Genomic DNA, 16,434 nt, shown 5'->3' with positions numbered 1-16,434 from the left:
GATGAGCAGTACTACGAACCCATCGACGCACCATACGTCCACGATCGGCGCCATCGGCGCGCCCAGCCGGCGCAACACCGAGCTGGCGCTGCTGGTGTTCGCCGTCGTCATCCCGGTGTTCGCCTACGTCAACGTGGGCCTGGCCGTCAACGACCAGGTCCCCTCGGGCCTGCTCGGCTACGGCCTGGGGCTCGGCCTGCTCGCGGCGGTCGGCCACCTCGTCGTACGGAAGTTCGCGCCGTATGCGGATCCCCTGTTGCTGCCGGTGGCTACGCTGCTCAACGGGCTGGGCCTGGTGCTCATCTGGCGCTTGGACCAGTCGCCCAGACTCCAGCAGCGTGCCGAATCCCTGTTCGGATCCTTCAGTCCGGACGCCCCCAAACAACTGCTCTACTCGGCGCTCGGCATAGCGCTGTTCGTGGCGGTCGTGATGCTGCTCAAGGACCACCGCATCCTGCAGCGCTACACGTACATCTCCATGGTCGCCGCCATCGTCCTGCTGCTCCTGCCCCTCGTTCCCGGCCTTGGCGCCAACGTCAACGGCGCCAAGATCTGGATCAGCATCGGAGGCTTCTCCATCCAGCCGGGAGAGTTCGCGAAGATCATCATCGCGGTCTTCTTCTCCGGGTATCTCATGGTGAAGAGAGACGCCCTGGCTCTCGCAAGCCGCCGCTTCATGGGCCTGTACCTGCCACGAGGCCGCGACCTCGGCCCGATCCTCACGCTCTGGGCCGTGAGCCTGCTCATCCTCATCTTCGAGAACGACCTCGGCACATCGCTGCTGTTCTTCGGCATGTTCGTGATCATGCTGTACGTCGCCACCGAGCGGACGAGCTGGATCGTCATCGGCCTGCTGATGTCCGCCGGCGGGGCGGTCGTCGTCTCCACCTTCGCCAGCCAGGTCAAGGTCCGTGTCACCGCCTGGCTGGACCCCTTCGGCTGCTACGAGACCTCCGGGGCCTGCGAACAGATCGGCCAGTCGATCATGTCCTTCGGCTCCGGCGGCGTACTCGGCACCGGACTCGGCCAGGGCAACTCCGACCTCATCGGCTTCGCCGCCAACTCGGACTTCATCTTCGCCACCGTCGGCGAGGAGCTGGGCCTGGCCGGAGTCATGGCGTTCCTGCTGCTGTACGCCCTCATCATCGAGCGGGGCATCCGCACCGCGCTGGCCGCCCGCGACCCGTTCGGCAAGCTGTTCGCCACCGGACTCTCCGGCGCCTTCGCCCTGCAGATCTTCGTCGTCGCAGGCGGCGTCATGGGCCTGATCCCGCTCACCGGCATGACGATGCCGTTCCTCGCCTCCGGCGGCTCCTCCGTGATCGCCAACTGGGCCCTGGTCGGCATCCTGCTCCGCATCAGCGACACCGCACGCCGTCCGGCACCGGCCCCCGCCTCCAACCCCGACGCCGAAATGACCCAGGTGGTCCGCCCGTGAACAAGCCCCTGCGCCGCATCGCGATCTTCTGCGGGCTCCTCGTGATGGCCCTGCTCATCCGCGACAACTGGATCCAGTACGTCCAGGCGGACACGCTGCAGAAGCACGAACACAACCGCCGCGTCTCCATCGAGCGCTACGCCCAGCCGCGCGGAGACATCATCGTCGACGGCAAGCCGATCACCGGCTCCACCGAGACCTCGAGCAGCGACTTCAAGTGGAAGCGCACCTACAAGAACGGCGAGATGTGGTCCCCCGTCACGGGCTACGCCTCGCAGGCCTTCGGCGCAACGCAGCTGGAGTCCATCGAGGACGGCATCCTCACCGGCAACGACGACCGGCTGTTCTTCCGCCGCACCCTCGACATGATCACCGGCAAGAAGCAGGAGGGCGGCAACGTCGTCACCACCCTCAGCGGCGCCGCCCAGAAGGCGGCCTTCGACGGCCTCGGCGACAAGAAGGGCGCCGTCGCCGCAATCGACCCGTCCACCGGCGCGATCCTGGCGCTCGCCTCCACGCCGTCGTACGACCCGTCGTCGTTCGCCGGGAACTCCACGGACACCGACACCAAGGCCTGGACCAAGCTTCAGAAGAAGCAGAACCCCGACGACCCGATGCTCAACCGGGCGCTGCGCGAGACCTACCCGCCCGGCTCCACCTTCAAGGCGGTCACCGCGGCCGCGGCCCTCGAACACGAGCTGGTCACGGATCCCGACGCGAAGACCGACTCGCCGGACCCGTGGACCATGCCGGACACCACCACCGAGCTGCCGAACGAGGGCAACATCCCGTGTAAGGACGCGTCACTTCGCAACGCCCTGAAGTTCTCCTGCAACACCGTGTTCGGCAAGGTCGGCTCCGACCTCGGCAAGGACAAGATGCTGGAGACCGCCGAGAAGTTCGGCTTCAACAAGGAGCAGTTCGTACCGGTCCGCTCCAGCGCCTCCGTCTTCCCGACCGCCATGGACAGGCCGCAGACCGCGCTGAGCTCCATCGGCCAGTTCGACACCGCCACGACCCCGCTCCAGATGGCCATGGTGGCCTCGGCCATCGCCAACGACGGCACCCTCATGAAGCCGTACATGGTCGACCGCCTGACGGCCCCGAGCCTGGACGCCGTCGAGCAGACCGAACCGAAGGAAATGAGCAAACCGCTCTCCCCGGACAACGCCCAGAAACTCCAGTCGATGATGGAGACGGTCGTCGACGAGGGCACCGGCACCAAGGCGCAGATCCCGAACGTCAAGGTCGGCGGCAAGACCGGTACCGCCCAGCACGGCGTCAAGAACGAGCTGGCGCCCTACGCCTGGTTCATCTCGTACGCGAAGGCCGACGACGGCAGCTCGCCGGTCGCCGTCGCCGTCGTCGTCGAGGACAGCCAGGCCGAACGTGACGACATCTCCGGCGGCGGTCTAGCCGCACCGATCGCGAAGGGCGTGATGAAGGCAGTACTGGACAGCAAGTGACCCCGCTCACGTCCCCTTCACATCGGTGCACGTTGCGATACCGGTCCTGTATCGGGTGACGGTTGTGGCCAGGTCAGTAAAGGCGAGCCGGGTACGGTATGCCCGGACAGCACACCGCCGGACCACACAACTGGGTGCGGTCGGAACCGACGGAGAGGGCTGGTAGGTAGCTATGGAAGAGCCGCGTCGCCTCGGCGGCCGGTACGAGCTGGGCCAGGTGCTCGGCCGTGGTGGCATGGCGGAGGTACATCTCGCCCATGACACACGGCTCGGCCGCACCGTGGCAGTGAAGACGCTGCGCGCGGATCTCGCGCGCGACCCGTCCTTCCAGGCCCGGTTCCGCCGGGAGGCCCAGTCGGCCGCCTCGCTCAACCATCCCGCGATCGTCGCCGTGTACGACACGGGTGAGGACTACATCGAGGGCATCTCCATCCCGTACATCGTGATGGAGTACGTCGACGGGTCCACGCTGCGCGAGCTGCTGCACTCCGGGCGCAAACTGCTGCCCGAGCGCGCCATGGAGATGACCATCGGCATCCTCCAGGCCCTCGAGTACTCACACCGCAACCAGATCGTCCACCGCGACATCAAGCCGGCGAACGTCATGCTGACGCGCAACGGCCAGGTCAAGGTCATGGACTTCGGCATCGCCCGCGCCATGGGCGACTCCGGCATGACGATGACGCAGACCGCCGCGGTCATCGGCACCGCCCAGTACCTCTCGCCGGAGCAGGCCAAGGGCGAGCAGGTCGACGCCCGGTCCGACCTGTACTCCACCGGCTGCCTGCTCTACGAGCTGCTGACGGTCCGGCCGCCCTTCGTCGGCGACTCCCCGGTCTCCGTCGCGTACCAGCACGTACGCGAGGAACCGCAGCCGCCGAGCAACTTCGACCCCGAGATCACGTCCGAGATGGACGCCATCGTCCTCAAGGCTCTGGTCAAGGACCCGGACTACCGCTACCAGTCCGCCGACGAGATGCGCGTCGACATCGAGGCCTGCCTCGACGGCCAGCCCGTAGCGGCCACCGCCGCCCTGGGCTCCGTCGGCTACGGCGGCTACCCCGACGACAGGCCCACCACAGCCCTGCGCCCCACTCCCGGCGGCCAGCAGACGTCCATGCTCCCCCCGATGAACCCGGACGACGGCGGCTACGGCTTCGACGGAGGCGACCGCCGCCGCCCGAAGAAGAGCAACACCTCTACGATCCTGCTGGTCGTCGCGGGTGTACTGGTCCTGGTCGGCGCGGTCCTGATCGGGCGGTGGGTCTTCAGCGAGACGGGCGGCACGGGCAACGAGTCGTTCCCGGCACCCAACTTCATCAACCGGACCGAGGCCGACGCCAGAGACATGGCGAAGAACGTCGACCTGAACGTGACGACGAAGAAAGAGCCCTGCGACGACACACCGAAGGGCAGCGTCTGCGCACAGGATCCGAAGGCGAAGCTCCCCGTCACCAAGGGCGACACGATCACGCTGACGGTGTCGACGGGGGCGCCCAAGGTCGCCGTGCCGGACGTCGAGGATCTGCCCTTCGAGCAGGCCGAGACCAAGCTCAAGGACAAGGGCTTCAAGGTCGAGAGGGAGACCGAGGAGTCGGACCGGAATCCGGGCCTCGTCCTCGCCCAGGATCCGGAAGGCGGCTCGGAGGAGGAGAAGGGCTCGACCATCACCCTGACCGTCGCCAAGGAGCAGGAGCAGGAAACCGTTCCGGACGTCACGGGCAGGACCTGTGACGAGGCCAAGGCACAGATGGAGGCCAACAACCTCACCGGCGTCTGCGTCGACGTGGAAACAGACGACGACAACCTGATCGGCAAGGTCATCGCCACCGACCCCGAGGCCAACTCCCAGGTCGAGCCGAACTCTTCAGTGAACATCCAGATCGGCAAGGAGGCCGAGGACGAGGAGCAGGTCCAGGTCCCGCAGGTGGTCGGCCAGACCGTGGGCCAGGCCAAGCAGATCCTGAACCAGGCCGGCTTCACGAACATCCAGTTCCAGCCGGGCGCTGACCAAAGCGACACCGCGCTCGTCCAGGACCAGGACCCGGACCCGGGCCAGCAGGTCGACGACCCCGCCGGCACGAAGATCACCCTCAACACCGTCGGCTTCAACAACGGCGGCGGAGACAACGGAGGCGGAGACAACGGAGGCGGCGGCATCTTCGGCGGCGTCAACGGCGCCTCCGCCCGCACCGAGGACTGACACCCACCCTGTCCTGCGTACAACCGCACACGTCAGAGCCCCGGCACCCAAGTTCAGCTTGGGTGCCGGGGCTCTGACATGTCACCGAAAGCCCTCACTGAACACCTGCTCGCACGTAGATCGTGTCTTCATACGTGACGACTCGTTGATCGATGAGGTGGGGCATCGGAGCTCTGCCCTGGTCGTATGGCCGGACCACGAGCAGACGGACAGAACGTGATCAACGAAGCGGCTCTACTGGAATCGAAGACCCTGCGCGATAGCGCACTGGAACGCACGGACGTGCTCGACAGAGTCAAGGTGCTGTCACTGCTGCCGGACGGCATGCATGTGACTACGGCGATGGTCGCGGCGTACTTCGAAGTAGGTCTCGAAGCAATCAAGTCGCTCGTCAAGGACCACAGAGTGGAGTTGGAACACAACGGCTACCGCCTTCTGACGGGTGAAGAACTGAGGTCCTTCAAGGACCTCAGTGGTCTTCAGTCACGCACACGATCCCTCGCGCTCTTCTCCCGCCGCGCTGTCCTCAACGTCGCCATGCTCCTCCGAGACAGCGAAGTCGCACGTCAGGTGCGTAAGTACCTCCTCGACATGGAGTACCTGGCGCGCACCCGGCCTGTGGATAACCCTGTCCACAGAGACGCCGCCTCCCCCTCCCTCGACGACCGCATCGATCAACGCATCGGCCACGTCCTCGGCAGAACCGTCGTCCCGATGTTCAACGCCCTGATCGAGACATCGAGCGAGCACCGCCAGGAACTGATCGCCCTGCGCACCGGCGTCCAACGCATCGAGCGCAAGCTTCAACAGCACAACGCCCGACTGCAGCGGCTGGAAGGCCCCCGACACTGGCCCCTCGCCCGTTTCATGGCCTTCATAGACGCCATGAGTGGGCGCGAGTTCGAGGAGCACGTCGCTCAACTGCTGCGCCGTGACGGCTGCACCGCTGTCGTCGTACGAGGCGGAGGTGGAGACCGGGGCGTAGACATCACGGGACGTACCCCCGACGGACGACACATCGCCGTCCAGTGCAAGAGATTCGCGCCCTACGTATCTGTGACCAGCTCCCACGTCCAAAAGTTCATCGGGTCGGCCAAGGTCCTGTACAACGCGGACGTGGCGCTCTACGTGGCCACATGCACCTTCACTCGCGATGCGATGACCGTCGCGGCTGATGGCGGCATCACACCGGTGGACCGAAGCCGGCTCGCGGCATGGAGCAGGGGGACAGAACTGTCTGCCTTGCGCTGACCAGCTGGCACCCACGGAAAGGGCCCGAAGTCGCAAGTCGTAGTTGCGGCTTCGGGCCTCCGTCATGTTAGGCGACAGACCTCCTCAAAGGGGGCCTGTCACAATTCAGCGCAACTCCTCCGGCGGCGTCCGCTCGTCATCCACCTTCTCCACCCGGTCCAGCTCCCCCCACACCACGTACCGGTACGTGGAGGTGAAGACCGGAGTGCAGGTCGTCAGTGTGATGTAGCGGCCCGGCTTCTTCTTGCCCGATTCCTTGGGGACGGGGGCGAGGACATCGACGTTGTACTTGGAGGTCTCGGGGAGGATCTCGTAGACCTTGTAGACGTACCACTCGTCCTTGGTCTCGAAGACGATCGGGTCGCCCTTCTTCAGCTTGTCGATGTTGTGGAACTTCGCGCCGTGCCCGTCGCGGTGCGCGGCGAGCGAGAAGTTGCCCTTCTTGTCCTGCGGGAGCGCGGACTTGACCGGGCCGGTGTAGTAGCCGGCGGTGCCGTCGTTGAGGGACTTGGCGGCGGTGCCCTTCTTGACCAGCACCTCGCCGTTCTTCATCCCGGGTACGTGCAGGAAGCCGATGCCGTCCTTGGTGTCCAGGCCGATCGGACCGCGGTCCTCGGCCCAGTGGTCGCGCACCTTGTCGCCCTGCTTGTCGGCCTTACGGTCCGCGACGACGTTCGTCCACCACAGCGAGTAGGCCACGAACAGGCCGAGGATCAGGCCGGCCGTGATGAGCAGTTCACCGAAGACGCTGACCGCCATCGCGATCCGGCCGGGGCCGCGACGGCGCGGCGCGGGCGAATGCGCCGACGTCGCGGTCTGCTCTTCGTGGTCGGTCGTCGCTGCCACTCTTCATCTGTCCTTAACTGACGAGCGCATCCGGCTTGCCCTTGCTGCGCGGCCGTTCCTCGACCATCTTGCCCCAGACGATCATCCGGTACTTGCTGGTGAACTCGGGAGTGCAGGTCGTCAAAGTGATGTAGCGGCCCGCCGTGGTGAAACCCGACCCCTTGGGAATCGCGTCCAGGACGGCCGTATTGCCCGGCGCCGTCACCGGCAGGATCGACGCCATCTTGTAGACGAAGTACTGGTCCTGCGTCTCCACGACGATCGGATCGCCCGGCTGGAGTCGGTTGATGTACCGGAACGGCTCGCCATGGGTGTTGCGATGCCCGGCAAGCCCGAAGTTGCCCGCCTTCTCCTCCGGCATCGCCGTCTTCAGATCGTCCTCCGCGTAGTGACCGACCATGCCGCGGTCCAGCACCCGCTTCTTGTCGATGCCCTCGGCGATCGGCACGACGACGTCCAGCTTCGGAATGTGCAGAAGGGCGAAACCCTGCCCCGGCTCGAACGCCCCCGGCTTCCGCTTACCGCTCGCCCAGTCGTTCTGCAGACTGCTCGCCGCGCTGCCCGCCTGGGCCTCCGCCCGGATATTCGTCCACCACAGCTGGTACGTCACGAACAGCAGCATCAGCACACCCGTGGTGATGAACACCTCACCGATCGCCCGGCTGGCCATCACCGCCGCCCCAGGCTTCTGCGCCCGCGCCGCCCGCCGCGCCTCCATCCGCGAGAGCGGCGTCGCGCCCGACTCCGCCGCCGACTGCTCCCGCACCGGCCCATCGGCCCCGCTATGCCGCCCATGCCGCTTGGCGGCCTTACGGCGGGCCGCACGGCCACCGACGGCGGGGGCGGCATCGGCGTGGGCGGGCGCGGCAGCCCTGGCCGCCCGCATGGACTCGCTGTCCGGCACGCGCAGTGCGACAGTCTCTTCATCGATCGGGGGCATGGGAGGGGGCGACGCAGCGGGCTCATTCGGCTGGGAGTACGCCTCCTCCTGCCACGCCTCCCCGTACGACGGCTCCCCGTACGACGGCTCCCCGTGCGAAGGCATCCTCGGAGAGGGTTCGTCGTACGAAGGCTCGTGCGAGGGCTCGTACGACGGCGAGGACTGCGGCTCCGCGTACGACGAAGCCGTCTCCTCCCCGTACCAGTCCCGCGCGTACCCCTGCGGGTCGTACCACTCCTGCTCCGGCCCTGAAGCGCCTCCATACGCGCCAGCGGCCCCGTACACGGTGTCCTCACCATACGGGGCGGCACTGTCGCGCTCGGGGCGCAGGGCGGTCACGCCGTGGCCCTGCCCACCACCGGGGCAAGCCCCGTCGACCTGGCCACGGCCTCCGGGTCACCGCACTCGGCCAGCCAGTTGGCCAGCATGCGGTGGCCGTGCTCGGTCAGCACCGACTCGGGATGGAACTGCACGCCCTCGACGGGCAGTTCACGATGCCGCAGCCCCATGATGATCCCGTCATGCGTACGGGCCGTGACCTCCAGCTCGGCCGGAACGGTCTCCGGCTCGGCAGCCAGCGAGTGGTAACGCGTCGCCGTGAAGGGCGATGGCAGCCCCGCGAAGACACCCCGCTCCGCGTGCTCGACGAGCGAGGTCTTGCCGTGCAGCAGCTCGGGCGCTCGGTCCACGACACCGCCGTACGCCACCTGCATCGACTGCATGCCCAGGCAGACCCCGAAGACGGGGACGCCGGTCGCCGCACAGTGCCGCACCATGTCGACGCAGACACCGGCCTCTTCCGGAGTGCCGGGCCCGGGCGACAGCAGTACACCCGCGAAGCCGTGCTGGGCATGCGCCGTCGACACCTCGTCGTTGCGCAGCACCTCGCATTCGGCGCCCAGCTGATACAGGTACTGGACCAGGTTGAAGACGAAGCTGTCGTAATTGTCGACGACGAGAATCCGCGCGCTCACTGGTTGTCCACCGTCACATCGTTGAAGGGAAGCAGCGGTTCGGCCCACGGGAAGACGTACTGGAACAGCACATAGACCACCGCGAGCACAAGCACGAGCGAAATCAGCGCCCGCAACAAGGTGTTTCCCGGCAGATGCCGCCAGATCCAGCCGTACATGCCGTCCCTTCCGTCGCCGTACCACACCAGACTAACGGCGCAGTGCCTCAGGTTTCCCAGCCTCCACAGGCTGTGTGGCATCAAGGTGCGCCCAGACGATCAACCGGTGACTGCGACCCCATTCCGGTTCACAGGTCGTCAGCGTCAGATAGCGGCCCTCGCGTGTGTATCCGGACTTGGGTGGCACAGGGTCGATCACCGCGATGTCCGTGGGCACTGTTTTGTAGGGCCCCTTGTCGATCCGGTACGTGAACCATGTCCTGCCGTCGGTCAGCACCACCGCGTCGCCGGAGCGGAGCTTGGGGAAGTCCTTGAACGGGTCCCCATAGGTGCGGCGATGGCCCGCGACGGCGAAGTTGCCCTCCTGGCCGAGCTGCGCGGTGCTCGCGTAGTGGCCGAGGCCCTTCTTGAGGGTGTCGGTCTTCGTGCCTTCGAGCACGGGCTTGTTCCACGTGAAACCAAGCCTCGGGATGTACATGACGGCGAAGGAATCGCCGTCCTGGTACGGCGCCGGCGGCTCGGGGTTCTCGGGAGTCGGGGCCCCGGGCTCCTCGGACTCGGCCGCGACCGTCCCCTTCGACCACCGGTCCTGCAGGCTGGCGATCTGGTCGTCCATCGCGCTGTCGGCCTTCACGCCCGTCCATAAGAGCACGTAGGCGACGAACAGCACGATCACGCTGCCCACGGTGATACACAGTTCGCTCAACGTCCTGATGATCACTCGCATCGGCGGCTCCCGGCGCGCTTACTCCACAGGCTTCGCGTAGTGGAGATCCACTGTGCCCGAGTAGCCGGGAAGAGTCACTGGCCCTTCCTCCTCGACTTTCCAGCCGAGCCCATAGACGTTGACGTACACCATGTAGTTCTGGATCGCCGGCGACCCGGTCAGGGCCCTCTGCAGCTTCTCCGGGTCACCGATCGCCGTGATCTTGTACGGGGGCGAGTAGACCCGACCCTGAAGGATCAGGGTGTTGCCCACGCAGCGAACGGCACTGGTGGAGATCAACCGCTGATCCATGACCTTGATCCCCTTGGCACCGCCCTGCCACATCGCGTTGACCACGGCCTGCAGATCCTGCTGGTGAATGACCAGGAAGTCCGGCTGCGGCTCGGGATAGCCGGGGAGCTTGGCCGTGGCGTTCGGCGGCGCATCGTTCAGCGTGACCGTAAGCGCCTTGCCCTTGAGCTTCTGCGTACCCGCGTTCTTCTCCAGAGCAGCGAGCCTGTCGTCCTCCGCCTTCGTACTGCCGTCATCCCGCTCGGCCAGCGCCTCGACGTCCTCACGCAACGCCGCATTGCTCTCGTCGAGCCGGCCGTTCTTGTGACTGCGCTCCTGAATGAGATCAGAGAGCTTCAGCAACGAGGCATCTGTCCGGATATTGGTGCCCTTGGCCGTATTGAAACTGGTGAAGAAGATCAACCCGGCGAGAGCGAACACAGCCGCCGTCAGCACACGCACCGGACGAAATCGCCGCATACGCGCAGGGCTGGAACTCGCCTGGGGCGAGTCGGCAGAATTGCTCAACGTACCCTTATCTCCTTCGGCGCCGCGGAAGCACTACGCTAACGGACGCCCGGGGGAGCCCTAAGAGTCCCCTTGTACGCTGCCCCGGAGCCAGCCAACGTTCCCTGCGCGGCCACGCAGCGCATCGACAGGAGAGACCCTCGTGCCGAAGTCACGTATCCGCAAGAAGGCCGACTACACGCCGCCCCCGGCGAAGCAGGCAACCAACATCAAGCTGACCAGCCGCAGCTGGGTCGCCCCGGTCATGCTGGCCATGTTCCTCATCGGCCTGGCCTGGATCGTCGTTTTCTATGTGACGGACGGCTCACTGCCGATCGACGCCTTCGGCAACTGGAACATCGTGGTCGGCTTCGGGTTCATCGCCGCGGGATTCGCCGTTTCGACGCAGTGGAAGTAACGCGGCCCCAAGGTGTCGGGAAGCTGTACGGCACGTCCCGGTTCCCCTGCCCACGAGAGTTATCCACAGCCATCCACAACCGTCCACAGCGGCGGTGGAAAACATCCGAAGATCTGTGGATAACCCATCGGGCGTTGACACCGGTGTGACTGACCTACCGGGATCCGGCAGTCTGTTCGCCCCTTGTCCTGCCTGGGAAAACCCAGGTCAGCGACAAGGGGCACACCTGTTCCCGCACAGCATGCACAAGATCCGGCACAGTCTGTGGACAACATCGGCCTTCAGGTGAGCTGGCCGGTCCTGATGAGTGTCATGACCACAACCGCGACCAGCACCAGTGTGCAGACGCCGTACTGGATCAGAGCTCGCCGTCCACGCGGTGCGTGGACCATCGCGTAGCCGATGACCACGCCACCGACGAGACCGCCGATGTGGGCTTCCCAGGCGATGTTGCTCCACCCGAAGGTGAAGATCAGGTTGATCACCAGCAGGGCGATGACGGGGCGCATGTCGTAGTTGAGGCGCCGCATGAGTATGGCGGTGGCGCCGAAGAGGCCGAAGATGGCGCCGGAGGCGCCGAGTGAGGGCTGGTTGGGTTCGGCGAGCAGGTAGGTGAGGGCGCTGCCTGCGAGGCCGGAGATTGCGTAGAGGGCGATGTAGCGGGCGCGGCCGAGGGCTGCTTCGAGGGGGCCGCCGATCCACCACAGGCTGAGCATGTTGAAGGCGATGTGCATGACGCTGCCGTGCAGGAACATGGCCGTGACGAGGCGGTACCACTGTCCTTCGGCGACGCCTTCGACGCTGCCGAGGCCTGGCACGTATGCGAGCCCGAGGAGTTCGAAGCGCTCTTCGAAGCTGCTGCCGACGGAGAGCTGGACCAGGAAGAAGGCGAGGTTGAGGCCGACGAGGATCTTGGTGATGAGCCGGGGGTCCTCGGTAACCGTGCCGCCTGCGACGGTGCGGGGCTGGCTGGCGGTCGGTGAGTGGCCTGTGCCGGATCCGCTTCGTACGCATTCGGGGCACTGGAAGCCGACCGAGGCGCTGATCATGCACTCGGGGCAGATGGAGCGCTCGCAGCGGGTGCAGCTGATGCCGGTCTCCCGGTCGGGGTGCCGATAGCAGGTGGGCAGGCTCTGGGCGTCCTGCGGTCCTTGCGGGCTGCCTGGCACCTGGTCCATGGGGTCCCCTCATTCTCCGTACGACGGGCACACGGCGGTGTCCCTGGGACGCGTACCCCAATGCACCGCCCCGCCCTTCCTTCTACGGACGGGCGGGGCACATTGGTTCCCTGGCCTTGGCGGTTGTGAGCTGAGGTTCGGGGTCTCAGCGGGTCTCGACGACGACCGACTCGATGACCACGTCGCTGACGGGGCGGTCGGTGCGGGGGTTGGTCTGCGTCGAGGCGATGGCGTCGACGACCTTCTGGCTGGCCGCGTCGGTGACCTCGCCGAAGATGGTGTGCTTGCGGGTCAGCCAGGCCGTCGGGGAGACGGTGATGAAGAACTGTGAGCCGTTGGTGCCCGGGCCGGCGTTCGCCATGGCCAGCAGGTACGGCTTGTCGAAGGCGAGGTCGGGGTGGAACTCGTCCTCGAACTGGTAGCCGGGGCCGCCTGTGCCGTTGCCCAGGGGGTCACCGCCCTGGATCATGAATCCGCTGATCACCCGGTGGAAGACCGTGCCGTCGTAGAGCCTGTCCGTGGTCTTCTCCCCGGTCTCGGGGTTGGTCCACTCACGCTCGCCCTTGGCGAGCTCGACGAAGTTCCGGACCGTCTTGGGCGCGTGGTTCGGCAGGAGCCGGACTTCGATATCGCCTTGGTTGGTCTTCAGGGTGGCGTAGAGCTGCTCAGCCACGATCTGCCTTCCGTTGTCCTCTGTGACCTCTCGATCCTCGCACGGTCGGCGCTGCCCGTCGTGCGTCGCCACCGTTCTGAGCTGCTTCGTACCAAAGGGGCGCAGGGCCGGTGAATCCGTGGCATTGTCGTCGACAAGCCCTTGTTGCACCGTATTGATCAGTTATTACTCCGCGTGCGCGTGCAGTCGGTAAGCATGACCCGGATGCCCGCTCGCGAATGCCCCGGAGCGCTCCGACAGGCATGATCCCGATAAGGGTGGAAAGGTGAACTGTGTCTTTCTGGGGGATCTCCGCACTTCCCCCCGTACGCCACCGAGGAGGAGGATCCCGTGACCCGCATCGACAGCGTGCGCGCCGCGACCGGCTCGGCGAAGGGCAGCGTGCTGCACGCCGCGGAAGCGGTGGCGCCTTACGCCGACACGGCCAAGGACCGAGCCACGCACTACGCGCATGAAGCACGCGTACGGCTCGCGCCGAAGGTGTCGGCCGCCGCTCACCAGGCCGCCGATCAGGCTCGTACGCAATACGACGCCCATCTCGCGCCGCGTCTGGAGCAGGCACGCACTCATGTGCCGCCGAAGGTCGACTACGCCGCCCACGAGGCTGCGCTGCGCGCCCGCGTCGCCGCCCGGCAGGCCGCCGAGTACTCCCGGCCGAGGATCGAGCAGGCCAGGACGGCGGCCGGGCCTGTACGCGAGGAGGCCGCGGCCCGTAGTGCGGCGGCTCTGGCGGCGCTGCGCGGCCAGGTCTCGCCGAAGGAGATCGAGAAGCTGGCCCGTAAGCATCAGCGGCGGGCCAGGGTCGGTCGCCTCGCGAAGGGACTGGCTGTTCTGGGCGTCCTGGCGGGCGGTGCCTTCGCCGCCTGGAAGTGGTGGGACAAGCAGGCCAATCCCGACTGGCTGGTGGAGCCGCCGGCCGCCACGGAGGTGCCGGACACCGGTCAGCTGGCTTCGGTCGACGGCAGCGGCCAGGACGCGCTCGACCCGGAAGTCCAGGCGAAGCAGGCAGAGGCGGAGGCGGCGGAGCGCGACGAGCGCGGCTGACGGAGCCGGTTCGTGGCGGTTAGTGGCGGCTTTCACCCACTGGTTTCAACATCGCCAGGTTTCGATATCGCTGTGGGCGGGAGGCTGAGGTCTCCCGCCCACAGCGATGTTTCACGTGGAACCGGGGACCAGTGGAACCAGCCGAGGCGACCGACGCTCATGGATCAGGCAAAGCCGGTACAGAAAGGCCCCTCCAACCGCGTTTCCGCAGGTCGGAGGGGCCTTCCGGGGGTGGAGCCTAGGGGAGTCGAACCCCTGACATCTGCCATGCAAAGACAGCGCTCTACCAACTGAGCTAAGGCCCCGGATGGGAAGCGTCCGCCGGGAGAATCTTCTCCCGGAAGAGCGTCGCAGCCCAGAGTACCGGGTTACCCCCAGGATCCTGCAAAAGGATTGGGGTCCCAGCGAACGACCACTCTCCATAAGATGCTCGACGTGGTTCGCTTCAGCGAACCGCGGTACGAAGCGATGGGGAGACGCGAATGGACGCCGCACAGCAGGAAGCAACCGCCAGAGCGCGGGAGCTTCAGCGGAATTGGTACGGAGAGCCGCTGGGGGCGCTCTTCCGTAGGCTCATAGACGACCTGGGGCTCAACCAGGCTCGTCTGGCGGGGGTATTGGGACTGTCCGCACCGATGTTGTCGCAGCTGATGAGTGGTCAGCGCGCCAAAATCGGTAACCCGGCGGTGGTGCAGCGAGTGCAGTTGCTGCAGGACCTCGCCGGTCAGGTCGCCGACGGCAGCGTGAGCGCCGCCGAGGCCACCGAGCGCATGGATGAGATAAAGAAGTCGCAGGGGGGCTCGGTGCTCAGCAACAGCACGCAGTCGTCGAGCAGTTCGGGGGCTCCCACGGTCAAGCGCGTGGTACGCGAGATACAGTCGCTGCTCCGCTCCGTGTCTGCTGCTGGGGACATCATCGAGGCGGCGAACACCCTCGCCCCGAGCCACCCGGAACTGGCAGAGTTCCTCCGGGTCTACGGGGCGGGCCGCACCTCCGACGCGGTCGCGCACTACCAGTCCCACCAGAGCTGAGCCCACGGCCCGGCCGCTGAACGTCCCGTATCCGCAGGTCTGTTGAGCCTGCTGGTTGCGGGTAGCGAGGCAGCCGGGCCTCTCGATGAGGCAGCCGTGCCGACTGCCGAAGGGGGAGCGACGCACGACCATGGGTGAGGTCTTCGCCGGCCGGTACGAGCTGGCCGATCCGATCGGACGCGGGGGAGTCGGTGCGGTCTGGCGCGCCTGGGACCACCGTCGGCGCAGGTATGTGGCCGCCAAGGTCCTGCAACAGAGCGATGCGCACGCGCTGTTGCGCTTCGTACGGGAGCAGGCGCTGCGGATCGATCACCCGCATGTGCTCGCTCCCGCCAGCTGGGCGGCCGACGACGACAAGGTCCTCTTCACGATGGATCTGGTGGCCGGAGGCTCGCTGGTCCATCTCATCGGGGACTACGGTCCCTTGCCGCCGGTGTTCGTCTGCACTCTGCTCGACCAGCTGCTGGCGGGGCTTGCCGCGGTGCACGCGGAGGGGGTCGTCCACCGAGACATCAAGCCTGCCAACATCCTGCTGGAGGCGACCGGAACGGGCCGTCCGCGGCTGCGGCTGTCCGACTTCGGCATCGCGATGCGTCTGGGCGAGCCACGGCTGACGGAGACCAACTACGTAGTGGGGACGCCCGGTTACCTCGCACCGGAGCAACTGCTCGGCGAGGAGCCGGACTTCCCCGCCGACCTGTTCGCCGTGGGTCTGGTCGCGCTCTATCTGCTGGAAGGCGCCAAGCCCGACGCCAAGGCGCTCATCGAGTACTTCGCGGATCATGGCACCCCGGGTGCCCCGGAGGGCGTTCCCGAGCCGCTGTGGCAGGTCGTGGCCGCCTTGGTGCAGCCGGACCCACAAGCGCGATTCCGCACCGCCACGGGGGCGCGCAAGGCCCTCGCCGCGGCTAGGGAGCTCCTGCCGGACCCCAGCCCCGACGACGATGTGATCGAGATCTTCGACCAACTCGGCCCACTCCCGCCGGGGTTCGGCCCGGAGGGTCCACTCCCTGCGGGGCTCGAACACGACAGACCGCTGCCAGGGCCCGGCCCGTACGGACCGCTGCCCGCTGAGTCCGGACCAGACGGCGCACTCCCACCCACACCTGACCGAGGGCACAACAGCACTCCCCAGCGCCCCAACTCGGGCCACGACAGCGCGACTCAGCGCCCCAGCGCGGGCACCGCGCCACCACCTCCGCAGACGGGTGCCGTCTCGTCTCCGGCCCACGCGGGCGCCGTACCCCCTCATGACACGTCCACGGCCGTACCCCCTGTCGGCACCCCCACGCCCGACGCCGTACCACCTC

General features: G+C 66.8%; 16 protein-coding genes and 1 tRNA gene. 8 read left to right on the top strand and 9 right to left on the bottom strand.

Annotated features, from left to right (window positions below; translation table 11 throughout):
* The first annotated feature begins 1 nt into the window (after nucleotide 1).
* From G6048_RS08615 to G6048_RS08600, 4 genes are all read left to right on the top strand, one after another.
* Nucleotides 2–1,438: an FtsW/RodA/SpoVE family cell cycle protein gene (locus G6048_RS08615; RefSeq protein ID WP_165338860.1), complete on the top strand. Its 1,437-nt coding sequence runs from the start codon at nucleotides 2–4 to the stop codon at nucleotides 1,436–1,438.
* Nucleotides 1,435–2,904 (top strand): peptidoglycan D,D-transpeptidase FtsI family protein, encoded by a 1,470-nt coding sequence (locus G6048_RS08610; protein WP_165338859.1) that lies wholly within the window; start codon nucleotides 1,435–1,437, stop codon nucleotides 2,902–2,904. The genes G6048_RS08615 and G6048_RS08610 overlap by 4 nt, the downstream gene beginning before the upstream one ends.
* A gap of 172 nt (nucleotides 2,905–3,076) precedes the next feature.
* Nucleotides 3,077–5,107 (top strand): Stk1 family PASTA domain-containing Ser/Thr kinase, encoded by a 2,031-nt coding sequence (pknB, locus tag G6048_RS08605; RefSeq protein ID WP_165338858.1) that lies wholly within the window; start codon nucleotides 3,077–3,079, stop codon nucleotides 5,105–5,107.
* Between the two features lie 186 nt (nucleotides 5,108–5,293).
* Nucleotides 5,294–6,358 (top strand): restriction endonuclease, encoded by a 1,065-nt coding sequence (locus tag G6048_RS08600; protein ID WP_206341343.1) that lies wholly within the window; start codon nucleotides 5,294–5,296, stop codon nucleotides 6,356–6,358.
* A gap of 105 nt (nucleotides 6,359–6,463) precedes the next feature.
* Here the strand turns inward: G6048_RS08600 and G6048_RS08595 are convergent, their stop codons facing one another.
* Genes G6048_RS08595 through G6048_RS08570 form a run of 6 tightly spaced genes read right to left on the bottom strand, consistent with a single transcriptional unit; the run spans nucleotide 6,464 to nucleotide 10,801 of the window.
* Nucleotides 6,464–7,204, bottom strand: coding sequence for a class E sortase (locus G6048_RS08595; RefSeq protein ID WP_165338857.1), 741 nt, complete (start codon nucleotides 7,202–7,204; stop codon nucleotides 6,464–6,466).
* 13 nt (nucleotides 7,205–7,217) lie between these two features.
* On the bottom strand, nucleotides 7,218–8,483 hold the full coding sequence (locus tag G6048_RS08590) for a class E sortase (RefSeq protein WP_165338856.1): 1,266 nt from the start codon (nucleotides 8,481–8,483) through the stop codon (nucleotides 7,218–7,220).
* The gene (locus G6048_RS08585; protein WP_165338855.1) at nucleotides 8,480–9,118 is read right to left on the bottom strand and encodes an aminodeoxychorismate/anthranilate synthase component II; all 639 of its coding nucleotides are present in this window, start codon (nucleotides 9,116–9,118) and stop codon (nucleotides 8,480–8,482) included. The genes G6048_RS08590 and G6048_RS08585 overlap by 4 nt, the downstream gene beginning before the upstream one ends.
* Complete coding sequence (locus G6048_RS08580) at nucleotides 9,115–9,276, bottom strand: hypothetical protein (protein ID WP_206341342.1); 162 nt, start codon at nucleotides 9,274–9,276, stop codon at nucleotides 9,115–9,117. Before G6048_RS08580 ends, G6048_RS08585 begins: the two co-directional genes overlap by 4 nt.
* Nucleotides 9,277–9,307: 31 nt before the next feature.
* Nucleotides 9,308–10,003: a class E sortase gene (locus G6048_RS08575; protein WP_165338853.1), complete on the bottom strand. Its 696-nt coding sequence runs from the start codon at nucleotides 10,001–10,003 to the stop codon at nucleotides 9,308–9,310.
* Nucleotides 10,004–10,021: 18 nt separating this feature from the next.
* Nucleotides 10,022–10,801, bottom strand: coding sequence for a DUF881 domain-containing protein (locus G6048_RS08570; protein ID WP_206341341.1), 780 nt, complete (start codon nucleotides 10,799–10,801; stop codon nucleotides 10,022–10,024).
* 142 nt (nucleotides 10,802–10,943) lie between these two features.
* On the opposite strand from G6048_RS08570, the gene crgA reads away from it, so the two are divergent.
* The gene (crgA, locus tag G6048_RS08565; protein WP_165338852.1) at nucleotides 10,944–11,198 is read left to right on the top strand and encodes a cell division protein CrgA; all 255 of its coding nucleotides are present in this window, start codon (nucleotides 10,944–10,946) and stop codon (nucleotides 11,196–11,198) included.
* Nucleotides 11,199–11,479: 281 nt separating this feature from the next.
* On the opposite strand, the gene G6048_RS08560 is transcribed toward crgA, so the two are convergent.
* Together G6048_RS08560 and G6048_RS08555 are read right to left on the bottom strand one after the other, a co-directional pair.
* Nucleotides 11,480–12,376, bottom strand: a complete 897-nt coding sequence (locus G6048_RS08560) for a rhomboid family intramembrane serine protease (RefSeq protein WP_165338851.1) — start codon at nucleotides 12,374–12,376, stop codon at nucleotides 11,480–11,482.
* A 145-nt stretch (nucleotides 12,377–12,521) separates the two neighbouring features.
* Nucleotides 12,522–13,049, bottom strand: coding sequence for a peptidylprolyl isomerase (locus G6048_RS08555; RefSeq protein WP_165338850.1), 528 nt, complete (start codon nucleotides 13,047–13,049; stop codon nucleotides 12,522–12,524).
* Nucleotides 13,050–13,379: 330 nt separating this feature from the next.
* Here G6048_RS08555 and G6048_RS08550 point away from each other — a divergent pair, with 330 nt between their 5' ends.
* Nucleotides 13,380–14,093, top strand: coding sequence for a DUF5324 family protein (locus tag G6048_RS08550; RefSeq protein ID WP_165338849.1), 714 nt, complete (start codon nucleotides 13,380–13,382; stop codon nucleotides 14,091–14,093).
* A 232-nt stretch (nucleotides 14,094–14,325) separates the two neighbouring features.
* Here G6048_RS08550 and G6048_RS08545 read toward each other — a convergent pair.
* Nucleotides 14,326–14,398, bottom strand: a tRNA-Ala gene (locus tag G6048_RS08545).
* A 177-nt stretch (nucleotides 14,399–14,575) separates the two neighbouring features.
* Here G6048_RS08545 and G6048_RS08540 point away from each other — a divergent pair.
* Complete coding sequence (locus G6048_RS08540; RefSeq protein WP_165338848.1) at nucleotides 14,576–15,124, top strand: helix-turn-helix domain-containing protein; 549 nt, start codon at nucleotides 14,576–14,578, stop codon at nucleotides 15,122–15,124.
* A 130-nt stretch (nucleotides 15,125–15,254) separates the two neighbouring features.
* Nucleotides 15,255–16,434 (top strand): serine/threonine-protein kinase (locus tag G6048_RS08535; protein ID WP_165338847.1); only part of this gene is annotated, 1,180 nt, incomplete at its 3' end.

The organism is Streptomyces ureilyticus (assembly GCF_011045025.1).
Taxonomy (GTDB): Bacteria; Actinomycetota; Actinomycetes; order Streptomycetales; family Streptomycetaceae; genus Streptomyces; species Streptomyces ureilyticus.
This window is presented reverse-complemented; position numbering and strand designations above follow the sequence as displayed.